This is a genomic window from Clostridium tyrobutyricum DSM 2637 = ATCC 25755 = JCM 11008 (genome assembly GCF_000359585.1).
Lineage (GTDB): Bacteria > Bacillota > Clostridia > Clostridiales > Clostridiaceae > Clostridium_B > Clostridium_B tyrobutyricum.
The window spans coordinates 1-23,510 of the sequence record NZ_APMH01000037.1; the positions used below are offsets into that span (position 1 = coordinate 1).

Below are 23,510 nucleotides of genomic sequence, written 5' to 3' on the forward strand. Positions count from 1 at the left end.
CAACTTATAAAAAGAATTTACTTGATCTATAAGTATAAAATATCCTGGATAGTTAAAACTATCCAGGATATTTTTTATAACTTTTAAACCATATTCTATTTAAGAAAAGTATCTCCCATTAAATATTTATCTACATATTTTGCTGTAGTTCTTCCATCATGTATTGCCTTTACAACAAGTGATTGACCTGTCCTCATATCTCCAGCAGAAAATACTCCTTTAACACTTGTCATATTTTCCTTTGAAGTTATAACATTTCCCCTCTTATCATACTCTAGTGATAAATCATCCAATAATCCTTCATGTTGTGGATGTAAAAATCCCATAGCTATAAGTACCAAATCTGCATCTATATCAAATTCACTGCCTTTTAATTCATTAAATTTCATAACTCCATTATCATCTTTATACCATTTTACTTCAGTGCAATGAAGTTTTTTAACCGACCCGTCCTTGCCTATAAATTCCTTAGTGGATATGTTCCACTTACGTTCACAACCCTCTTCATGGGATGTTGTAGTTTTTAATGTTCGTGGATAAGTTGGCCAAGGCATAGTTTTATCTCTATTAACAGGAGGTTTTGGCATTATCTCAATCTGACAGACTTTTTTTGCACCTTGCCTTATGGCCGTACCTATACAATCTGAGCCAGTATCTCCACCACCAATTACAACTACTGACTTACCTTTGGCTGTAATATCTGAATCTATTTTTTTATTTGAATTCTTTTTATTTTGCAATGATAAATAATCTACTGCAAAATATATACCATCAAGTTCTCTTCCTGGAGCTTTCAAATCTCTGGGCATAGTAGAACCTCCTGCTAGTACTACTGCGTCAAATTCATTTAACAGATCTTTATAATTTATATTGACTCCTACATTTATGTTTGTTTTAAATTCTATACCTTCTTGTTTCATAAGATCAACTCTTCTTTGAACTACAGCTTTTTCAAGCTTAAAATCAGGTATACCATACCTCAAAAGCCCGCCAATCTCATCATGTCTTTCAAAAACAACTACACTATGTCCTACAGAATTCAATTGCGCTGCTGCAGCAAGTCCTGAAGGACCTGAGCCAACGACAGCTACCTTTTTTCCAGTCCTATTTTTAGGAGGATTAGGTTTAACCCATCCTTCTTTAAATGCTTTTTCTATAATCATATATTCTATTTCTCTAATAGATACTGGGTTGTAATTTATTCCTAATGTACATGATGCTTCACAAAGAGCTGGACATATCCTTCCTGTAAACTCAGGGAAATTATTTGTAAGTGAAAGTCTTTTATATGCTTTTTCCCAATCATCATTATAGGAAAAATCATTCCAATCAGGAATTAAGTTTCCAACAGGACATCCCCAATTACAAAACGGAGTACCACAATTCATACATCTTGCAGCTTGTTCTTCCATATTTCTTAATGAAAGAGGAGTATGAACCTCCTCGTAATCCTTAACTCTTTCCTTTACAGGTCTTGTAGCAAAATCTTTTCTATCAAATTCCTTAAATCCACCTAATTTTCCCATTAATTATATATCACCTTTCATTAAGATACTTTAACTGACTGCTTATTTTTTGCAAGTATACGCTTATAAGCAGTAGGGATAACTTTCCTAAATTTAGATTTAAGTTCATCCCAATTATCTAAAATACTCTTCGCTTTTGAACTATTTGTATTTTCATGATGTTCTTTTATTAAATCATATACTAAAGATTCATCATCATTTTCAAGTTCATTAATTTCTATCATATCCATATTACATTTCTTACTAAAATCATTTTTCTCATCTAAAACATAAGCTACTCCACCGGTCATTCCTGCTCCAAAATTTCTTCCAGTACTTCCTATAACTACTATTGTCCCACCTGTCATGTATTCACAACAATGGTCTCCTACACCTTCTACTACAGCCAAAGCCCCACTATTTCTTACACCAAATCTTTCTCCTGCCATACCATTTACAAACAACTTTCCACTAGTAGCTCCATATAATATGGTATTTCCGGCAATGAAACTGTCTTGTGCCCTATAAGCTGCGTTTTCTGGCGTTTCTATTATAATTTTAGCTCCAGACAATCCTTTTCCTACATAATCATTAACATCACCTACAAGTTTTAATGTAAGTCCCTTCATTCCAAAAGCTCCAAAACTCTGTCCTGCAGATCCTTTAAAATTAAATACTATGGTATCCTCAGGAAGACCTTCTTTGCCAAATTTCTTAGCTATTCTTCCGCTTAACATAGTTCCCACACTTCTGTTAACATTTTTAACTTCAAAATTCCCGCTTACATATTTTTTATCATTAAGTGCTGGATATGCAACTTCTATTAGAGTATGATCAAGAGCCTTATCTATTCCATGATCCTGTAATATAGTACAATATGTCTTTATTTTTTCAGGTATATCTGGCTTATATAATATGTTGGAAAAATCAAGTCCTTTAGTCTTCCAGTGGTTTAATACTTCTTGATCCTTAACTCTAAGTTTGTCAACCCTTCCAATCATTTCATTCATAGTTCTAAATCCTAATTTAGCCATATACTCCCTAACTTCAGTTGCTATAAAAGTTAAGAAATTTATTATATATTCTGGCTTACCTTTAAACTTTTTCCTCAATTCAGGATCTTGAGTTGCAATTCCCATAGAACACATATTACAATGACAGTTTCTAAGAAGAGTACAACCCAATGTTACTAATATACTGGTTGCAAATCCAAATTCCTCAGCTCCAAGTAAAGCTGCTACTATTACATCTCTGCCAGTTTTAAGCTGACCATCCGTTTGAAGTCTTACCCTGCTCCTCAAATTGTTTAACAACAAAACTTGATGAGTTTCTGAAAGGCCTATTTCCCAAGGTGTACCTGCATATCTCATGGAAGAAAGTGGTGATGCTCCTGTTCCTCCATCATGTCCGCTTATAAGTATCAAATCTGCATGTGCCTTTGCAACACCTGCTGCTATTACACCTACTCCTACCTCAGAAACCAATTTTACACTAATTCTACTATTTGGATTTACACTCTTTAAATCATATATAAGTTGTGCCAAATCCTCTATAGAATATATATCATGATGTGGTGGTGGTGAAATAAGTGCTATTCCAGGAGTAGAATGTCTAACTTCTGCTACAAAATGATCTACTTTAGGTCCAGGCAGATGCCCGCCTTCACCAGGTTTAGCCCCCTGAGCAACCTTTATTTGAATTTCATCTGCATTTACCAAATAATTGGTAGTAACTCCAAATCTAGCTGATGCTACCTGTTTTATAGCACCTCTTTTATTTTGACCATCACTGCCTACCTTAAATCTTCTATCATCTTCTCCACCTTCACCTGAATTACTCTTAGCTCCAATTTTATTCATGGCAATAGCTATGGTTTCATGTGTTTCCCTACTAAGTGCGCCTAAAGACATAGCTCCAGAACAAAATCTTTTTATTATCTCACTTACAGGCTCTACCTCTTCAATTGGGATTTCATTATTACCATCAGTATTAAACTCAAAAAGACTTCTAAGTGTACATGGTTGTTTACTTTGATCATTTATTAAATTTGCATATTCCTTATACATATTATAATCATTGGTTCTAGATGCAAGTTGCAATTTATAAATGGTTGTAGGATTAAATAAATGGAACTCTCCATCTTTTCTCCACGAATACAAACCACCTACATCCAATGCCAAAGAAGAATTTCTGAATCTATTAAAAGCCTTCTTATGCCTCAATAAAACTTCTTTAGCTACAGTGTCTATTCCTATTCCACCTATTGTAGTTGTAGTACCTTTAAAGTATTCATCTACAAATTTCTGGTCTAAACCCAATGCTTCAAATATTTGGGCTCCATGATAACTTTGTATAGTACATATACCCATTTTAGAAAGTATTTTCAAAAGTCCACCACAGATTGCATTTATATAATTTGATATTGCTTTTTCTTTAGAAACCTTCTTTATAGATCCATTATCTATTAGATTTTCCATAGATCTATATGCTAAATATGGGCAAACAGCACTGGCACCATAACCAATAAGAAGTGCAAAGTGAGTAGTTTCCCTGGCTTCTCCTGTTTCTATTACAATAGATACCTTAGTTCTAGTCTTCTTCTTTATAAGATAATGATGAACCGCTGATACTGCAAGTAAACTTGGTATAGTAGCTTCATATTCGTCTATCTTTTTATCACTTAATACAATTATGTTATATCCTTCTTCTACTTTTGTGCCAACCCTTTCACAAATTAATTTAAGTGCCTGCTTAAATCCAGATATGCCGCTATCATATTTAAATGTTATAGGAACCGTTGTGGTTTTAAAGTTTACATTCCTCATATTTTTTATTTTAGCCATTTCAGCATCAGTTAAAATTGGATTTTCAAGTTCTATAAATGGATCCTCTATTTTGCCTTTGCTCAATATATTATTTTGAGGTCCCAAATAATTCATAAGAGACATTACTACTCCTTCTCTTATAGGATCAATTGGCGGATTGGTAACTTGTGCAAATAACTGCCTAAAATATGAAAATAAAATTTGTGGTCTGTTGGACAAAACTGCAAGAGGTGTATCATTTCCCATGGAACCAATCGGTTCCTTTCCACTTTCAGCCATGTATTTAAGTATTAGTTTTAAATCTTCCATAGTATAACCAAAAGCTTGTTGTTCCTCTCTTAAAACTTCTGGGCTCATATTATTATTTACTGAAACATCTTTAAAATCTTCAAGTGTTTTTTTAGTACCGTCTATATAATTTCCATAGGGTTTCTTTGTAGCAATTGACTTTTTAAGTTGTGCATCATCTATAATTTTACCTATTTTTGTATCAACCAAGAACATCTTTCCGGGATTTAGGCGCCCTTTTTCAATTACTTCTTCAGGCTCAAATTCCAAAACTCCTAATTCAGAGGCCATAGCAACCTGGCCATTTTTTGTTATTACATATTTTGCAGGTCTAAGACCATTTCTGTCCAGTGTAGCTCCTATTTGAGTTCCATCTGTAAAGAATACAGCTGCAGGTCCATCCCAGGGTTCTATTAAAGAAGAATGATACTCGTAAAAGTCCTTTTTATATTTTGGCATATCCTTATTCTTTTCCCAAGCTTCTGGAATAAGCATCATCATTGCATGAGAAATGCTTCTTCCATCTGCAACTAACAATTCAAACATATTGTCTAAAGATGCAGAATCACTGCCATTAGGTGTTATAATAGGAAATAATTTTTCTATATCATTCTTAAATGCACTTGATTTTAAAATACCTTCTCTAGCATTCATCCAATTTCTATTTCCTCTTATAGTATTTATCTCACCATTGTGTGCTAAATATCTAAAAGGCTGTGCTAAATCCCATGTAGGGAAGGTATTTGTACTAAATCTTTGATGTACTAATGCTATTGCACTTTTAAAATTTATGTCATTCAAATCAAGATAGTATCCGGATATTTGATCTGCAAGAAGAAGCCCTTTATATACTATCGTTTTACTTGACAGAGAACATATGTAAAAATATTCAGCATTCCTTTTTACTAATTTCTTGACTTCATTTTCTGCTCTTTTTCGTATTACATATAATTTTCTTTCAAATTGGATCTGATCTTCCGAACAATTTTCTACAAATACCTGCCTTGCTATAGGTTCTGTTCCTCTAGCAGTTTCGCCAATTCTTCGATCATCCGTAGGGACATTACGCCATCCTAATATTTTTTGTCCTTCTTCTTTTATTATTCTCTCTAAAATTCCTTCACATTGATATCTAATTGCAGGTTCCTTAGGTAAAAATACCATTCCAACTGCGTAACGACCCACTTTAGGAAGTGATATTCCTGCATTGTCACAATTTATTCTAAAAAATTCATCTGGTATTTGAACAAGTATTCCAGCTCCATCTCCAGTTTTAGGATCTGCACCAACAGCACCTCTATGAGTTAAATTAACTAATACTTGAAGTCCTTTCTTTACAATATCATGAGATTTTTCACCCTTAATATTTGCAACGAAACCAACTCCACAATTATCTTTTTCAAATTTTGGGTTATAGAGTCCTTGCTTTGGTGGTAATCCCCCAACTAATTTCATGTAATTGCCCCCTTTAATTTTTCGGTTTAGTTTAAATTATATATTTATTAATGAAATTTTTCAACAAAAAAATTTCATTTTTTTATTTATTTTTTATAAAAACTATACTATTTAATTAAAATAAGTAAAATTATAATAATTTTTGATAATTTTATTCAATTATCTTAAACATTTTATATGCTTTACCCATTTAATGACATAAGTACTGAAAGTTTTGCCATATCAAAAATCGAATTTCTTTCATCATATATAGTTATATCCTCTTTTATACATTTATTCTTTTTATCTATATTGAACAAGCTTGCCATGCTTTTATTTAGTGATCCATTAATAATAGATCCTGATAATTCTTTTATATTATACATATTATTTATAGTACAATCTACAGTTTCCATATATTTAGCTTTAATTATATTTCTCCTTTTAATAGTAGTTAGTGCTAAAAATACAAGTTTATTTATGTCTTCTCTAGAGTGGAAATCAATTTTCCAATAATTTTCACATATATAAACAACTGCCTTATTCAACTGTTTTAAATATATATCTATATTTTCTTTTCCCAAGCAAAATGCCAATATAGACATTGATGTTGTCTCAACCTTATCTTCCAGGCTACTATCTTCATAATCTACAAATGAACCGTCTGCAAATTGATTTTTAGCAATTATTCTAAGTAACCTTTCTCTTGGATACTTATTATGTAAATATGAATTATCATCAATAATATTCTCCTGACAAGTTTTATAAAAGAAACCCGATTTACTTTTAATACTTATCTGCTCCCCTAAAGTTTTTTCACTAACTTTTATTGGAATTATATTTCTAAGTTGAATACCAAGAACTGGTTCTTCCCTCAATTCCATAAGTATAAAAGTAGTTTCAGAACTTATAATTTCATTCTCCTTGGATATTTGTATGATTTTTTTTCGCATAGCCTCTCTTTTTTTGCCGCGTTCTGCTTTCATAGCTGCTTCAATAGATTTTATTCTTTTTCTAGCCCATACTTTTTTTAATAAGTTTGCATTTTCTTCTGTATTAAAATTATCAATATCTATTTCACTTAAATATTCAGATTCATTAACATTTCCACTTAATACTATATGGCCTTCTACTTCTCCTACCACGCTAGCAAATATTGAAAATAGTTCTCTGTCATACATATATTTAATTGTTCTAGGATATGATGCCTCTACTTTTAATCTTCCCCAATCAATTTTTATATTATCAACTTGAGGATTTTGTATTCTGTTTAATTGCCTAACAACTATATCTTCGATTCTTTCATTTTCTCCTATAAATTCCGATTTTCCTGAACTCTCATGAGATAATTTATTTAAGAAATGATTATTAACAAATTCCCCTACACCAAAAGCAAATATTCTATTGTCCCCAACATTTTCTTTTACATACGAAAGTATTTTGTCTTCTTCATTAACCTGATCATCTGTAAATATAAGTATAGTATTTTCTTTTGTTCCCTTTTCAAGACTGTATTTTATACCTTCAAATATATCTGAACTCAATTCAGTATTTAAATCATCTATCCATTTAGAAGCTTCTCTCAATGATTGTGCATTATATCCAAGCGATTCACCTTTTGAAAAACTATAGAGTTTATTTCCCATAGCCACTATATCAAAAGTATCCCCCTCAGATAAATTCCTAATACAAAGATGCAATGCATTTTTAGCCTGATTTAACTTCTCTCCTTCCATGGTATAAGAAATATCAATTAGAAATACATAATTTTTATTTCCTTCCAATTCAAATTTATCCAATTTAGGAATCATCCTTATGTACACTATACCTTTTTTTTCATCGTTTTTCTTATACTCATATATCATCCCATCTGCTTCTAAAGTTTCTTTTTCCCGCATAATAATTGTAAAATCTTTATCAATATGACTGGATTTTTCATCAAGGCTTATTTTTGCTATGGTCTCTCCATCTCTATCTATTCTTATATTATGATATGGTGATTTAAACTCCAAATTAGTTAATGATTCAACTATTATATTTATTTTAAATTCAAAATCTTCACTTTTAAAATTTTTTACACTTGAAGCACTATCCTTATTGAATATTTTAGGTTCAGAAATAGCTGGTATAGTTAATTTAAATTCATTTTTTGCATAATCCAATTCATCCATATAGGAAAATTTTATTTTTACTTTTTCACCTGATATTATCTTACCTATATTTATCTTGAAAAAATGAGGACTAAATTCTTCTAAAGAGAATGTAGTATCTCCTGATCTCCTGGCATTCTCATATATCTTATTTGCCTTGCTCTTATCCTCTACTACTGCTTTTAAAGTCTTTCCACCTATTTCAGCTTCAAACCCAGATATAACAGCAGTATCTGGAATTGGGAAGGCATATACTCCTTCAATATCTTTCTTACCTACATTTTCATATATTTGATTTATGGTTATTTCCCCATATCCTGCACATAAATTTCCATTTATATCTACCTTTTTAAGAAGTATTTCACCATAATTATTTTTATTTAATTTCAAATGAGATATTAACATAAGCTATTCCTCCTTCATATTAACTACAATGCACTATATCATATATAGATTTTACCATACTTAATTGTACTATTCATAATAAGTATTAAATTTAAATATAAAAATTGCCCATATATTAAGATACTTTTTACAAATCTTATATATAGGCATAAATTTAAATTGTTCCTTTTTATCCTAAAAAGAAATTTAAAATAAGTAAGGCAATTAATCCAGTAATACATGCAAGTGTAGAAGTAATGGACCATACTTTCATCTGTTCCTTAACATTACTTATTCCAATTGATTCATTAATAACCCAAAAATATGAATCATTAAAATACGAAAACATCATAGAACCTACACAAGCCGCAAGTGCTGCAAAAACAGGATCAATGTGAAGTGTTGAAATCATTGGAGCAGTTACAGAAGCAGCAGTTGTCATAGCTACTGCACCTGAACCTTGTATTACTCTTAACAAACATGAAATAATAAAAGGTAGAAGAATTGGAGGTATACTTGTTTTTGAAATACTGGTTGCAATATATGTTCCAACTCCACTGTTTTGTATAATCATGCCAAGTGCTCCACCACCACCAACTAATAATATTAATTTACCACTTGCCTTAAGTCCTTCTTCCATGGCATCTAATGTTTCTTTTCTAGATAGATTCCCTGTTAATCCAAATATAGCAATTAGCAATCCAATTGATAGTGCAATTATTGGTGAGCCTGCAAAAGATAAAATTGAAGCTAAAATATTATTCTTAAAACTTAATGATTTTAAAACTGTATTTAATAATATCAATAATATTGGTACTACTATTGGTGCAAAAGCCATAGATCCAGAAAGAGATTTTTTATTAGTATTAGTATTAATATTATTACTACTAATAACTTTTTTTTCTGAAGGTCTTATCCATCCATCCTCATCATTATTTGGAAGTTGATATATTTTATTTCCCAGATATCTTGCATATGGAATTATGACACAAATAATTGGTATAGAAATAATAGCTCCAAACAACATAAATTTTCCAATATTAACATTTAAAATACCTGCAACACCTATAGGCCCAGCAGCAGGTGGAACCAAAGTATGACTCAGCAACAATCCTCCTGCCAGAGATATACCTAATGAAACAACTGATTTACCTGTTTTTTTGGATAGTCCTTTAACTAATGGTGATAAAATAATAAATCCAGAAGTACAGAAAATAGATAATGATGTAACAAATCCAGAAGCTGCCAAAGCTTCTTCTTCCTTCTTGTGACCAAACAATTTTATAAATGCATTTGCCATTACTTCCGTTGCACCTGATACTTCAAGTAGTTTACCAAGCATAACACCAAATCCAATGATAATGCCAATACTGCTTAGTGAATTACCAAATCCCTTCGTAATTGACGAAATAACATCTTGTTGATTCATTCCACCTATTATCCCTACAGTAATTGAACAAATAATCAATCCCAGAAATACGTGCACTTTTGTTTTTGTAATTAAAAATACAAGCAAACATATACCAATAATCAATCCAAATATCATTTGTATTCCAGAAATCATTTTCTCATCCCTCTTTCAAATTTATAATAATTTAATCTTCAACGCTATATTGGCTTGATGTTTTAGTTTTCAAGTAATTAACACATTTACTTAATGTATTTTTAGTTCCTACTAATCCTCCTTTTGTTATAATAGGTTTCTTATCGAAAATTCCTCCTATTACTCTTCCATAGATAGCCAGTGGAATAACCTCATCTTTTACTTCTATACCCTCTGCATTTATTTTACTGCAGAAAGCCTCAGTAACATCTCCTCCAGACGTATAAACACTTCCTATACCATTTCCCAGCTTATTAATTATTCTATAAACTATTTCGGCTATGGAAGCCGTTATCAATCGTGAACATTCTTTTTTATCCAGCCTATATTTCTTGCCTATTTCATAAAAATCTAATACATCATTATCTTCTGTGGTAGTTGTAACAACTAAAATATCGTAATCCTTTTCTTTATTTACAACTTCATTCACTATTTGATTTATCTCCGTATCCTTTTCTTCTTTATTTAAAAATTTAATTGTATTAGCTTTTACAATTAGCGGATTATATTTTGTTCTTAAATAATTTATCTGCTCTCTTGTTAAACTACTTGCACTGCCAATTCCACATAATACTTTTTCTCTAATTTTTAATCCTTCATCTTTTTTATAAAATATGTTTGCTGCAGCTGCAGTAAAGGGACCTGGATCAACTGATACAAACTTTATTTTGCTATCTATACATGCCTTAGCAATTTCATCAATATCCTCATTTGTACATGCATCAATAACTATAATTTCACTGTCATCTTTTACATTTTGTATAATTTCATTTTTTATTATATTAGATCCTTTCAATACTTTATCCAAAGATATAAAACCTACTTTACGCTTACTTTGATTTTTTATTATTTCAGTTACTCTAGATGTTTTTACAGGTGATGTAGGGTCCTTCGAAACTTCTGTATTCTCAAGAGGAACCCCATTTACAAGCAAGAAGTCTCCTATACTTACACGTCCAGAATTAGGAAATGAGGCAACAACGATAGCTTTGGTATCATTTCCTAAATTATCAATAATACTGTCAATTTCATATCCAACATTTCCTCTTAAAGTTGAGTCAATTCTTTTACTAAAAAATATATTCTCTTTATTTTCAAATAAATTTACAGCATTATAAACTTTGTTATATGCATCGTTAGCTGACATACCTCTGCTATTAGTTGTTATACTCAAAACATCAAATTTTTCAAACTTAGATAAATCAGATTTATCAAGTAAGGTTCCTACCTTCAATCCATTTTTAGCAAGTATTGCTCCTGTATCATTAGCACCTGTTAAATCATCCGCTATAATTACTGTTTTCAACATATTAACCTCTCTCCTTTAATAAATTGTATTTAATAGTAATTTTAAAGATCAAACGCTTACATATAATATGTGAATTGATATTTTACAATAAGCATTATATTTACATTTTTACTTTATTTATGATAAACTAATTATGATAAGTTGTTATATTCTTTGTAAGATGCCTCTTTTTGTTTTATAGATTTGATTTAAGGGATCTTTTCTACATAAACAAATTGAGGCTTTCATTTATATTTAGCTATTTGTATTACTCTAAATTAAAAATCCAGGTCCATATTTAGCTGCTAATAAAATAGACTCTACCATACTAACATCACTTGCTTTTCCAGTTCCTGCTATATCAAATGCTGTTCCATGGTCTACTGAAGTTCTTAAAAATGGCATGTTATTTGTAAGTGAAATTGTTCTTTCAAAATCAACCATTTTAGTAGCAATATGTCCCTGATCATGATAAAGTGAAAGAACTGCATCATATTTTCCATTTAATGCCTGATAAAATACTGAGTCCGCACCAATTGGTCCATTAATATCCACACCTCTTTCTTGTAAATTCTTAACAGCTGGGAAGATATATTTAACTTCTTCATCACCAAAAAGACCATGTTCACCAGAATGTGGATTAAGTCCTGCTATAGCCATATGAGGTTTTTCAATCCCCAATACTTTTAATGCCTTTTCACATCTAACTATAAATTTTTCGATTCCTTCCTTCGTAATTAACTCACAAGCCTTTCTAAGTGGTACATGTCTGCTATAAAAAAATACTTTTAATCCCCTTACTTCAAACATAGTTAATGGATCCGGTGTATTAGTAAGTTTTTCAAGAACTTCAGTATGCCCTATATATGGAACACCTGCAGCTTTAAATGACTCCTTGTTCAAAGGTGTTGTTGCAATTGCAGTTACTTTTTTATCTAGTGCAAGCTTGATAGCATATGAAAGATAATCAAAAGCTGCCTGACCACACTGTGCCTGTACTTTTCCATACTCCAATTTTGAAATGTCAATATTATTTAAATTAATATAATCTATAGTTCCTAAAGTATATTTACCTTCATCAGGTTTTGAAACAACATTTAGCTTCAATGAAGATTTCGTTATTTCCAATGCCTTGCGTAAAACTTCATAATCCCCTATAACTAAAGGTTTACATTGATAGTAAATTTCTTTGTTTTTAAGTGCTTTAACTACAATTTCAGGTCCTACTCCTGCAGGATCTCCCAATGTAATTGCAATAATAGGTTTATTCATCTATATCTCCTCTTTTCAATTTATTTATATTAATTAACGTATGAGAATTAAACAAATACGCAACTATCTAAATCTGATTCATTAAAATCATCAATAAGTTTCTGTGATTGTTTATCAACAATAATTCCTGTCAATTCACTAAGATCACATACCTTAAGCATGCTTCTTTTACCATATTTATTACTACTAGCAAGCAAAAATGATTTTTCACTTGTTTTTATAAATGTACGCTTTAAATACATTTTTTCAATATTGGTAGTCATAAATCCTTTACTTATATCAAAGGCATCACATCCTAGAAAACAAGAATCTACATTATACTTTTCTATAATCTTACATGTTTCAATACCATTGCATCCTTTTGATTTCATAGAAACTTTACCTCCTACTAATGTAACTTCTATATTTTCAAAGTCACTTAAAAAAAGGGCAATTTTCAAATTAGTTGTTATAACTTCTAAATCTTTAACATTTACTATACATTTCGCCATTTCCATTATGGTAGTACCAGTATCTAAAATAATTGTAGTATTAGGCTTAATAAATTCAGCAGCTTTTTCTCCTATTAAATGCTTTTCATTAATCATGTATTTTTCTTTTTGAAAATAGCTTTCTTCCTTGATTATGGGACTTTTAATTATAGCTCCTCCGAATGTTCTATCAATAAGCCTTTGATTTTCCAAGAAGGATAAATCTTTTCTTATTGTAACTTCAGATACATTCAATTTTTTCGAAAGTTCTAATACGGTTACATTTTTAGCTTTTAAAATATAATCATATATTTTTTCTCTTCTCTCCAATGCAAACATAATCTTCTCCATTTCAAAATAAATATTTATTCTTTGAAAGCAAATTTATTATATCATATGCTTCATATACTTTCAATATGTTTCATTGTATTTTGTTTATTAAATTTTTCACAAAATCCAGAAAGTAAAATCATAAGATTGCAAAAATAATTGCTAAATTAAACAGATATTATTTAGTTTGACATATATCATATAATTTAAAATAACCCACCTTTTTAAATCATAGATGGGTTATTTCTATATACAATTTTGTGTATTCATGAAACTACCTACAATATTTTATCAATAGTTCCTCCACCAACCATTACATTATCCTGATAAAATACTGCTGATTGTCCTTTCGTTATTGCTCTCTGTGGTTCTTTAAATATTACTTTTACCATTCCATTTTTATCTGGTATTATTAAAGCATCTTTGGGTTTTGCAGAATACCTTATCTTGCACTGTACACTTACAGGTTCTATGAGTGTTTCAAATGGCATGAAGTTTACTTGATTTATTAAAAATTCTGTTTTAAACAAATCTTGTTCATTTCCAAGAACTACTTCATTTCTAACAGGATCTATATTGATTACATACATTGGAACTCCAAAAGCAATGCCAAGTCCTTTTCTCTGTCCTATGGTATAATATACTATACCTTTGTGCTTGCCAAGTACTTTTCCACTTTTGTCTACAAAATTACCACCTTTTATCTTCCCATTCAACTGCCTATTTATATAGGCTCCATGGTTATTGTCAGGTATAAAGCAAATTTCTTCACTGTCTCTTTTATTGTGGACAGCAAGACCTATTTTTTTGGCAATTTCTCTTATTTCAGTCTTTTTATAAAATCCACATGGCATCAAAGTGTGTGCCAATTGAAATTGATTTAAACCATATAATGCATAAGTTTGGTCTTTTCTATCATCTTTAGATTTTGTGAGTACATACCTGCCATTAATTTTATCCACATTAGCATAATGACCTGTAGCTACATAACTTGCTCCTAATTCCATGGCTTTTATCAAAAGCTCGTCAAATTTTAAAAATTTATTACAGGCAATACAAGGATTAGGTGTTCTACCTTTTTTATACTCATTTATAAAATAATCTATAACATTTTTCTTAAAAGAATCTCTAAAGTTCATGACATAATATGGTATATCAAGATCATATGCAACCATTCTTGCATCATCTACTGCACTAAGTGAACAGCAACCGCTTTCCATATTTTCATAAAATTTGTCATTCTGCCAAACTTGCATAGTGACTCCTATGACATCATATCCTTGTTCCTTAAGAATATATGCAGCAACAGAACTATCTACTCCTCCGCTCATACCTATTACTACTTTTTCTTTCATTTATAATCACCTACTCTATTCATCTGTTGTAATTTTACTGTTTATTCCTGACTTTTAGTTTCTCGCAAACTCTTAACTGATTCTGTTATTTTATCTATTACAAAATCAACTTCATCTTCTGTTGTTTCTGCTCCTAATGTAAGTCTTAGGGCACTGTTTGCCATATCCCTTTCAAGTCCTATTGAGGTCAGTACATGAGATGGTTCTATTGATCCTGCTGAACAAGCACTTCCACTTGACGCATAAATTCCAATATCATCTAAAACTACTAATAGTATTTCACCGTCCACTCCCTTAAAAGACACATTTACATTTCCAGGCAGTCTGTTTGTTCTTGGACCATTTAGTTTACTTTCCGGTATCTTTAACAAACCATCAATTAATTTATCTCTAAGTTCCATAAGCCTTTCTGATTCAATTTTCATATCTCTTGCAGCAAGTTCAATTGCATAACTCATCCCAACTATTCCAGGTACATTTTCAGTTCCAGCTCTTTTATCTCTTTCCTGACTTCCCCCATGTATTAAATTGTCAATTTTAGTACCCTTTTTTATATAAAGAGCACCCATGCCCTTAGGTCCATAAAATTTATGCGATGACATAGATAATAAATCTATATTCATTTCTTTAACATCAATTGGAACATGTGTAATTGCCTGAACTGCATCTGTATGAAATAATATATTTTTTTCTTTTAAAAATTTTCCTATTTGCTGGATAGGTTCAATTGTACCTATTTCATTATTTGCAAACATAATAGAAACAATTATTGTATCCTCTCTAATAGCATGTTTAAGTTCATCTATATTAACAAATCCATCTTTATCTACATTAAGATATGTCACATCAAATCCCTGTTTCTCCAAATATTTAGCAGTATTTAAAATTGCATGATGTTCAATATTGGTAGTAATTATATGCCTGCCTTTATTTCTATTTGCAAAAGCAGCTCCCTTAAGAGCCCAATTATCCGATTCTGATCCACCATTTGTAAAAAAGATTTCATCTTTTCTAGCATTTATTACATCCGCCACCTTTTGTCTTGCTTTACTTATAACAGCTTTATTTTTTCGAGCTATATTATAAATCGAAGATGGATTTCCAAAATACTCAGTAAAATATGGAATCATTTCTTTTAATACTTCTGGTTTAACAAAAGTAGTAGCTGAATAATCCATATAAATTTGCTTTTCCATAATTATCGCACTCCTATAACTAATAAAATTTCTTTCCAATTCAGAGTATTTTACTATGATATAATGATATTGTATTTTATAATAAAATGCAATATTTATTTGTTAAAATCAGCTTATTAATAAAAATTGCAATTTTAATCTACACTAATTATTATACTAATCAATTCAATTTAATGATACATTAATATACAATCAATTTTAACATCTGTTGTGAAATATTATCCATATATTCATGCCATTCCCTAACATATATTTTTCTAAAATGCAGAAACTTTAAATGTAATCAATAAATTTAGTTTAAAAGGAGAGATTAATTATGGCATATAATAATAGTAACAAATTAGTAGTTCCTGAAGCTAAGGCAAGATTAGATCAATTTAAAATGGAATCAGCTCAAGAAGTTGGAGTAAATTTAAAACAAGGTTATAATGGAGATTTAACTTCAAGAGAAGCTGGATCAATAGGTGGTAATATGGTTAAAAAAATGGTAGAAGCATATGAACAAGGTTTAAAATAATATATAATTAAAAATTTATGCTGATAAAAATATATGTTTTTATCAGCATAAATTCAATTAATTGGCATCCTTTTTTAAGAAATATAAAAGTAGGTCTGTTCGTTCTTTTTGTTTTTTTCCTAAATCCCCTTTAGACCAATTATAAAATCCTTTTCCACTTTTACTTCCTAAATCACCTTTTTCAATCTTTTCTTTCATTAATTCAAATGGCTTTTTATAATCACACAGATCTTTAAATAAATAAGATGATATATTGTAAAATATATCCAGTCCCCCTAGATCTGCACTGCTTAATGGTCCTGTAACTGGAAGTCTTCGACCATGTCCATATTCCATAGCCTTGTCTACTTCTTCTGGTTTTGCCCATCCTTGCTCTACTATATACATAGCCTCTCTTAGAAGTGCAAGCTGTAATCTATTTCCTATAAAACCAGCACACTCTTTTTCCATACAAACAGCTTTCTTCCCTATAAATTCAATTAATTCCTTTGTCTTTAATACAGTATCCTTAGAAGTTTTTTCCCCAGGTACTATTTCTACTAATGGAATTAATTGAGGTGGGTTCCAAAAGTGAGCTACCACTACTCTCTCTGGATGTTTTGTAACTTCCCCTATTTTTGTAGGACTAAGTCCTGAAGTGTTTGTAGCAAGAATAACATCGTATTTACAAAGAGCATCCAACTTTTCAAAAAATTTTCTTTTGATCTGCAAGTCTTCGGCTAAAGACTCTATTACAAAATCTGTTCCTTTAGAGGCTTCTTCAATAGTTTTGACCCCTTTTATTCTATCTAATATACTTTTACAAGTACCATCATCTAATTCTCCTTGTGATTCTAATCGTCCTAAGTCCTCTTTTATAGCACTAAATCCTCTTTTAAGACTTGCATCTGACCTACCGTACATAGTTACATTTAAACCAGCCATTGACGAAAATAATGCTATGCCATGTCCCATAGTTCCAGTACCTAAAACTGATATACTTTTTATATTCATATCAAAATTACCTCCTTTTTTTATATTATATCATTTACATATTCAAGCTATTATTAAAAATGTACCCAATATAATTATACCTGTATAAAATAAATCTATTATGCAAAATCCCATTATATCTCTTGCTCCAAGTCCAGCTATCGCAAGTGCCGGTAATGCCCAAAATGGTTGTATCATACTTGCCCAGGCATCTCCCCAGGATATAGCCATTGCTGCTATACTTGAACTTATTCCAAGATGTGAAGCAGCTGGCATAATTATTGGAGCTTGAAGTGCCCATTCACCACCTCCTGATGGAATAAATATAGTACAAAATGCAGTACTTAATACTGTAAATAAAGAAAACGTTTTAGGTGTTGCTATACTTATAAGTCCAGAAGCAATAGTCTTTCCAAGAGAAATCCCCATAACATTCGTTCCTATCATCATGCCCATTATTCCAGCATAGAATGGAAATTGAATAATTATTCCTGTAGTAGCTTTTACTCCTGAAGCTGCAGCATTAAGAAATTTTCTTGGAGTTCCATGAAGAAGTATGCTCAAAAACAAGAATGTAAAATTAACTACATTTAAATCTAGTTTAAATCCCTTAGTCGCAAAATAGTAAATAGTGTATATAATGCCCATACATCCGATAATTACTGAAATCACTGAACTATTTTCCAGTCTTTCTGCAGGTGTCATTTCCTTTTTTGATTTATTCAAACTTTTAACTGGTATTTCATCTTCTAATCTTTTAGGATCTATAATAAATATATCTTTTCCTTTTGGGTGCATAAACCAATTTACAACTGGCATGGTAACTAAAATTATTATTACTATAAATAAATTATAATGACTGAACAAGGTTTGACTAGTAGGTATGGCAGAAGTTATGATGCCTGCACTTACAGTTTTTACATCTTGTCCTCCTGCAGCAATCGTAAGTGGTATTGAGCCAGATAATCCACCATGCCATACTACAAATCCAGAGTATGCAGAAGCAATTAAAAGTCTATAATCAACTTTCGGAACTTTTTTAGCTATTTCTTTTGCCAATATTGCACCTAGTATAAGACCAAATCCCCAATTTATCCAGCATGCTATACCAGCAGAAACTGTAGTTATTATTATAGCCTGACATGGCGTTTTGGGAATAGAAGCTATCTTTTTAATTCCCTTATTTACTACAGGAGTATTGGCAAGTGTATGACCTGTAACTACTACTAAAGCCATCTGCATTGAGAACGACAGTAATCCCCAAAATCCTGAATTCCAATGTATAAGCATATCAAGAGGAGTTTGCCTGGTGACTATTATGCCAGCTATAAACACTATTACTGTAAGTATTGATGCAAATAGAAATGGATCTGGTAAGTATTTTTGGACTAGTATAACACATGCATTGGTGATCTTTTTAAACATAAATTTCACGTCCTTCCTTATTTTTCTCAATTATCGGTATAAATTAAACTTTTTATAATTATATTTTAATAAAGCAATTTATATACCATATTTAAAATCACCTATTAATGTATACTCTTTATACATTATAAACCATTAGTTTTTAGCTGATTTCGCCAATAAACCAATAGTCTGCATTGTATACTTTATTTACATGTATATTCTGTTTACAAAAAAAATTGTCAGTTTTATTAACTGGCAATTTTTTTATTCTTAAACTTTCTCTACTATTCTTTTTTCCAATAACTGATAATAATACATGAGTATGCATATAATATAAGAATCTATTAGTGTAATAAATATTGTTTGAAACATCCTTGGAATCCACAATATCATAAACCCTTTTGCCATAAGTGCAGGAGTGAATATAAGTAAAATATAAGTATTAAGGGTAGACACTATGATTCCCGATATTCCAAGAGCAATTACAAGTTTAAAATATCTACTGTTTACATATTTATAAACTTTTCCAGTTCTTTTGTTTATGAAAGTATTTATAACTAATAACAAAAGACCTATTACAGCTACGATCATAAATCCTATTCCTAAATATTGAGATTTTTGACCTAAATTTAAAAGTATTCTGCTCCATACCATAGAAGGCATAAATTTTGTAAATAAAAAATTCACTAATCCAACTAAAAGCATAATCACAAAAAATATTCCATAATATTTTTTTACTTTATAAATATCCGCTTTTCTTATAATTCTCCATATGAGCACAGGCAAAATTCCTGCCAATACATTGGTTATAGTCAAAAGTGGAATGTAACCTCCCATAGGAGCTATAACATAGCCTAGTAAATCTACAAGTCCACCTGCAATTCCTCCATAAAGAGGTCCAAATAGAAGACCTGGGAGAACATAAAATATTGCAGCAAAGCTTATTCTCATAGTAAGTATTCCACCTGCTACTATATTTATTGAAAAAGTTCTTATAACAAGTGCAATAGCTACAAACAATGCTGTAGTAACAAGGGCTTTAGTATTCATATTATTGTTCATATCTTTCCTCCATTTTTAAATAAAATAATCAATATAAAAATAGTTTTATTAGAAAAATAAAACACCTCTTTTCTCTTTAATGTGGTCACATTAAAGAGAAAAGAGGTAAATAAATACGTATCCCTTTAATGTAACAGTGGAAGCAACATTGCATCGTAAGCTTCAAAACCGAGCTTTTCGTTTAGAGGCAACTTCCCATCCTCTAACACTTTACGCACAATATTTACTCTGCTACTTTTATATTCAATTCATTATAATAATATAATATTACAATATTATTGATAAAACAAGTCTATTTTCCAATTAATTTTCTAATTTATTTCCTCTTTGAAGAGATGTAAGCCCTGTACGAATACTTTCTTTAATTCCATAAGGTCTCATAAGTTCAATAAAAGAAGATATTTTCCTTTCACTACCAGTTATTTCAATTATCATACTTTTTTCATCCATATCAAGTACTTTTGCTCTAAAAGTATGGGCAATTTCCATAATAAGCACTTTATTATTGGAATCTGCTGAAACTTTTACTAGTGAAAGTTCTCTTGCAACAGCTTTATGATCACTTAGGTCTATTACCTTTATAACTTCAATTAACTTATTTAATTGTTTGTTTATCTGTTCAAACATATAATCATCGCCAACAGAAACTATAGTCATCCTTGATATTTCAGGATCTTCTGTAATTCCTACAGTAAGACTATGAATATTATAGCCTCTTCTGCTAAATAGTCCAGCAATTTTACTTAGAACCCCTGGATGGTTTTCTACTAATACTGACAACACATATTTTTTTATAGCAATCACCCCGTATTTTTTTAAAACGTACTTTCATGTGGGTCAACAACACACTCTATTAAAAATGCCCTATCTGAATTTAAAGCTTTTTCAAAAACAGTCTCAAACTCATCGTCTTTTTCAACTCTTTCTGCACATATTCCATAAGATTCTGCCAGTTTTACAAAATCCGGATTTGTTTTAAAATTAACTCCAAATTCTCCTTCACATTTTTTATCCTGAATTTCCCTTACCATGCCCAATCCTAAGTTATTAAAAATAATCATAACAATATTCACATCATATTCTTTAACAGTTCCAAGCTCAAAGAGACTCATCTGAAATCCAGCATCACCAGCAACTGCTATTACATTTTTATCAGGGCATCCCATTTTAGCGCCTATAGCTGCTGGTATTGAATATCCCATGGTTCCAAGCCCACCAGAAGTTAAAAATTTTCTATTGCCCATAATTTTAAAATTCCGTGCACACCAAATTTGATTTTGTCCTACATCGGTTATTAATATAGATTCTTCATCCAGCTTTTTAGAAACATTGTTTAATGCATATCTAGGATTTATTTTATCTGTTGGATTTTTATTTATTTCAATACTATTTTTCCATATTCTAATTTGATTTATCCAATTTTCCGTATCTATAGGGGTTATTTCTTTTATCAATTTTGATAAAACATTTTCAATATCACCAACTACTGGAATGAAGGTTTCTAAATTTTTCCCTATTTCAGCAGGATCTATATCTATATGAATTACATCTGCATTTTTCGCAAAATCCTTTATTCCTCTTGTAGTCCTATCTGTAGCTCTAGCACCTATGAGTATTAGAACATCTGCATTATCTACAGCTTTATTTGCATAATCAAATCCATGAGTTCCTATTAAACCCACATAATAATTACTATCTTCATTAATACTTCCTTTTCCCATCAATGTGTGCACAACAGGTATATTGGATTTTTCTACAAATTCTCTTAATTTATTTTCAGCCTTTGCGAGTATAACTCCTCCACCTGCACAAATAATTGGTCTTTTACTAGTTTTAATTCTTTCAATTATTTTCCTTATCTGACCTATATGTCCCTTTGTAGTAGGCTTATATCCTCTTATATTAACAACTTCAGGGTATTTAAAATCAATATCTTCTTCCATTATATCTACAGGTATATCTACAAGCACAGGGCCTTTTCTACCTGTATTAGCTATATAAAACGCCTCTTTTATAGTTTTAGGAATAAATTTAGATTCCCTTACAAGGAAACTATATTTTGTAAATGATTCTGTAGCACCCGTTATATCTAATTCCTGAAATACATCTCTTCCGATTAACGTAGATTTAACCTGACCTGTAATAATAACCATTGGAATGGAATCCATATATGCTGAAGCAATACCTGTAATAAGGTTTGTAGCACCTGGGCCAGATGTAACAATACAAACACCTACTTTTCCGGTAGACCTAGCATAGCCACTTGCAGAATGGCCTGCTGCCTGTTCCTGTCTTACTAATACATGTTTTATATCTGACTTTCTCAACGCTTCATATATAGGAACTACTGCAGCACCTGGATATCCAAATACCATATTCACTTCTTCTTTTTTTAAACATTGGATAATAGCTTCAGCAGCCTTCATATTCATCTCTCCTCATACTTTTTGGGATACAAAAAAACAGACTCTCCCATGGGGCGAGAAGTCTGTTTCGCGGTACCACCCAAATTTTACTTAATTAAATAACGGCACTATATGCTGGCACAGCTTACTTAGTTCAGCCTACAACTTGAGGGTGAGTTTTCAATATAAATATTTTATAGGCTCGCACCATTACCTACTCTCTTTGAAAATACATATATTTACTTGTCCCTTTCAAAGTTTTTATATATAAATGTCACACTTTTTGCTCATAATCCTACACACTAAACACTAAACACTAAATATTATAATTTAAAATACCAATATACTAAATTTGTCATATTTGAAAATCAGCATAAAAAAAACAGCACTTCCCTTGAGGCGAGAAATCTGTTCGCGGTACCACCCAAATTTATTACTTAATTCAATAACGATTCACATCGGCTCAGCTTACTACTAATTCAGCCTGCAACTCAAGGGCGAGTTTAATATGAAATATTTATGGGTTTTCACCAAATCCCACTCTCTTAAAAATAATTAACACATCTAATATTCCCTGTCATAGTCTTTATCATTTAACTTTGTCATTATTATAATATAAATAAAATATTATGTCAATAGTTCTTTCACATCTTTATAAACAAGTTTGTTTGATATACCACCATAATATCTTATGATTCCATCAATAACAGTTATAGGTGCGTCAAATCCTCTGTCTATAACATCCAATACTCTATCTTTTTCATCTGTCTCAAATCTATTATCATCTAATTCTATAAAATTCACATTTACTTTTCCGCATACATCTGTAAGGTTCAAAAAGTCATTTAAGCTCCTGTATGCATCTATAATTGTCCTTGTTTCTGTATTACAATTGCTGCATCCACTTTTACTTGAACATGAATTACAACCAGTATCCTTATTACTACAACATCCTCCAATTATTTTCTTGTTTTTTTCTCCATATATATTAACTTTAATAATATCCATATAATTAAATTCACCTCTTCAAAATAAAATCTTTAAACA

At 30.7% G+C, this 23,510-nt stretch carries 16 protein-coding genes, 1 riboswitch and 2 other annotated features; of the genes, 1 reads left to right on the plus strand and 15 read right to left on the minus strand.

All coding sequences use genetic code 11. From position 1 onward, the window contains the following. Positions 1-95 precede the first annotated feature (95 nt). The 9 genes from J418_RS0113395 to nifS form a co-directional block, all read right to left on the minus strand. Positions 96-1,526, minus strand: coding sequence for a glutamate synthase subunit beta (locus J418_RS0113395; protein WP_017751790.1), 1,431 nt, complete (start codon positions 1,524-1,526; stop codon positions 96-98). 20 nt (positions 1,527-1,546) lie between these two features. Further along, positions 1,547-6,073, minus strand: coding sequence for a glutamate synthase large subunit (gene gltB / locus J418_RS0113400; RefSeq protein ID WP_017751791.1), 4,527 nt, complete (start codon positions 6,071-6,073; stop codon positions 1,547-1,549). A 182-nt stretch (positions 6,074-6,255) separates the two neighbouring features. After that, on the minus strand, positions 6,256-8,607 hold the full coding sequence (locus J418_RS0113405; protein ID WP_017751792.1) for a VIT and vWA domain-containing protein: 2,352 nt from the start codon (positions 8,605-8,607) through the stop codon (positions 6,256-6,258). Between the two features lie 169 nt (positions 8,608-8,776). Continuing rightward, a complete protein-coding gene (locus tag J418_RS0113410) occupies positions 8,777-10,150 on the minus strand; it encodes a GntP family permease (RefSeq protein ID WP_017751793.1) in 1,374 nt (457 codons plus the stop codon). A gap of 31 nt (positions 10,151-10,181) precedes the next feature. Beyond that, positions 10,182-11,498: a four-carbon acid sugar kinase family protein gene (locus J418_RS0113415; RefSeq protein ID WP_017895868.1), complete on the minus strand. Its 1,317-nt coding sequence runs from the start codon at positions 11,496-11,498 to the stop codon at positions 10,182-10,184. 252 nt (positions 11,499-11,750) lie between these two features. Continuing rightward, positions 11,751-12,749, minus strand: a complete 999-nt coding sequence (pdxA, locus tag J418_RS0113420; RefSeq protein ID WP_017751795.1) for a 4-hydroxythreonine-4-phosphate dehydrogenase PdxA — start codon at positions 12,747-12,749, stop codon at positions 11,751-11,753. Positions 12,750-12,796: 47 nt separating this feature from the next. Beyond that, a complete protein-coding gene (locus tag J418_RS0113425; protein WP_017895869.1) occupies positions 12,797-13,558 on the minus strand; it encodes a DeoR/GlpR family DNA-binding transcription regulator in 762 nt (253 codons plus the stop codon). 269 nt (positions 13,559-13,827) lie between these two features. Further along, complete coding sequence (gene mnmA, locus J418_RS0113430; RefSeq protein ID WP_017751797.1) at positions 13,828-14,904, minus strand: tRNA 2-thiouridine(34) synthase MnmA; 1,077 nt, start codon at positions 14,902-14,904, stop codon at positions 13,828-13,830. Between the two features lie 41 nt (positions 14,905-14,945). After that, positions 14,946-16,100 (minus strand): cysteine desulfurase NifS, encoded by a 1,155-nt coding sequence (nifS, locus tag J418_RS0113435; protein WP_017751798.1) that lies wholly within the window; start codon positions 16,098-16,100, stop codon positions 14,946-14,948. Positions 16,101-16,416: 316 nt separating this feature from the next. On the opposite strand from nifS, the gene J418_RS0113440 reads away from it, so the two are divergent. Next, the gene (locus tag J418_RS0113440; RefSeq protein WP_017751799.1) at positions 16,417-16,617 is read left to right on the plus strand and encodes an alpha/beta-type small acid-soluble spore protein; all 201 of its coding nucleotides are present in this window, start codon (positions 16,417-16,419) and stop codon (positions 16,615-16,617) included. 57 nt (positions 16,618-16,674) lie between these two features. Here the strand turns inward: J418_RS0113440 and J418_RS0113445 are convergent, their stop codons facing one another. From J418_RS0113445 to J418_RS0113470, 6 genes are all read right to left on the minus strand, one after another. Further along, positions 16,675-17,610: a 3-hydroxyacyl-CoA dehydrogenase family protein gene (locus J418_RS0113445; protein WP_017895870.1), complete on the minus strand. Its 936-nt coding sequence runs from the start codon at positions 17,608-17,610 to the stop codon at positions 16,675-16,677. A 42-nt stretch (positions 17,611-17,652) separates the two neighbouring features. Then, positions 17,653-19,014 (minus strand): short-chain fatty acid transporter, encoded by a 1,362-nt coding sequence (locus J418_RS0113450; protein WP_017751801.1) that lies wholly within the window; start codon positions 19,012-19,014, stop codon positions 17,653-17,655. A 252-nt stretch (positions 19,015-19,266) separates the two neighbouring features. Next, on the minus strand, positions 19,267-20,058 hold the full coding sequence (locus tag J418_RS0113455) for an ECF transporter S component (RefSeq protein ID WP_017751802.1): 792 nt from the start codon (positions 20,056-20,058) through the stop codon (positions 19,267-19,269). A gap of 132 nt (positions 20,059-20,190) precedes the next feature. Beyond that, a riboswitch (THF riboswitch) is annotated at positions 20,191-20,291 on the minus strand. 70 nt (positions 20,292-20,361) lie between these two features. Continuing rightward, positions 20,362-20,853, minus strand: a complete 492-nt coding sequence (gene ilvN, locus J418_RS0113460) for an acetolactate synthase small subunit (RefSeq protein WP_023625258.1) — start codon at positions 20,851-20,853, stop codon at positions 20,362-20,364. A 20-nt stretch (positions 20,854-20,873) separates the two neighbouring features. Further along, the gene (gene ilvB / locus J418_RS0113465; RefSeq protein WP_017895872.1) at positions 20,874-22,484 is read right to left on the minus strand and encodes a biosynthetic-type acetolactate synthase large subunit; all 1,611 of its coding nucleotides are present in this window, start codon (positions 22,482-22,484) and stop codon (positions 20,874-20,876) included. Between the two features lie 46 nt (positions 22,485-22,530). Further along, positions 22,531-22,728, minus strand: a binding site (T-box leader). Between the two features lie 127 nt (positions 22,729-22,855). After that, positions 22,856-23,053 (minus strand) — a binding site (T-box leader). A 37-nt stretch (positions 23,054-23,090) separates the two neighbouring features. Beyond that, a complete protein-coding gene (locus J418_RS0113470; RefSeq protein WP_017895873.1) occupies positions 23,091-23,471 on the minus strand; it encodes a hypothetical protein in 381 nt (126 codons plus the stop codon). Between the last annotated feature and the right edge of the window lie 39 nt (positions 23,472-23,510).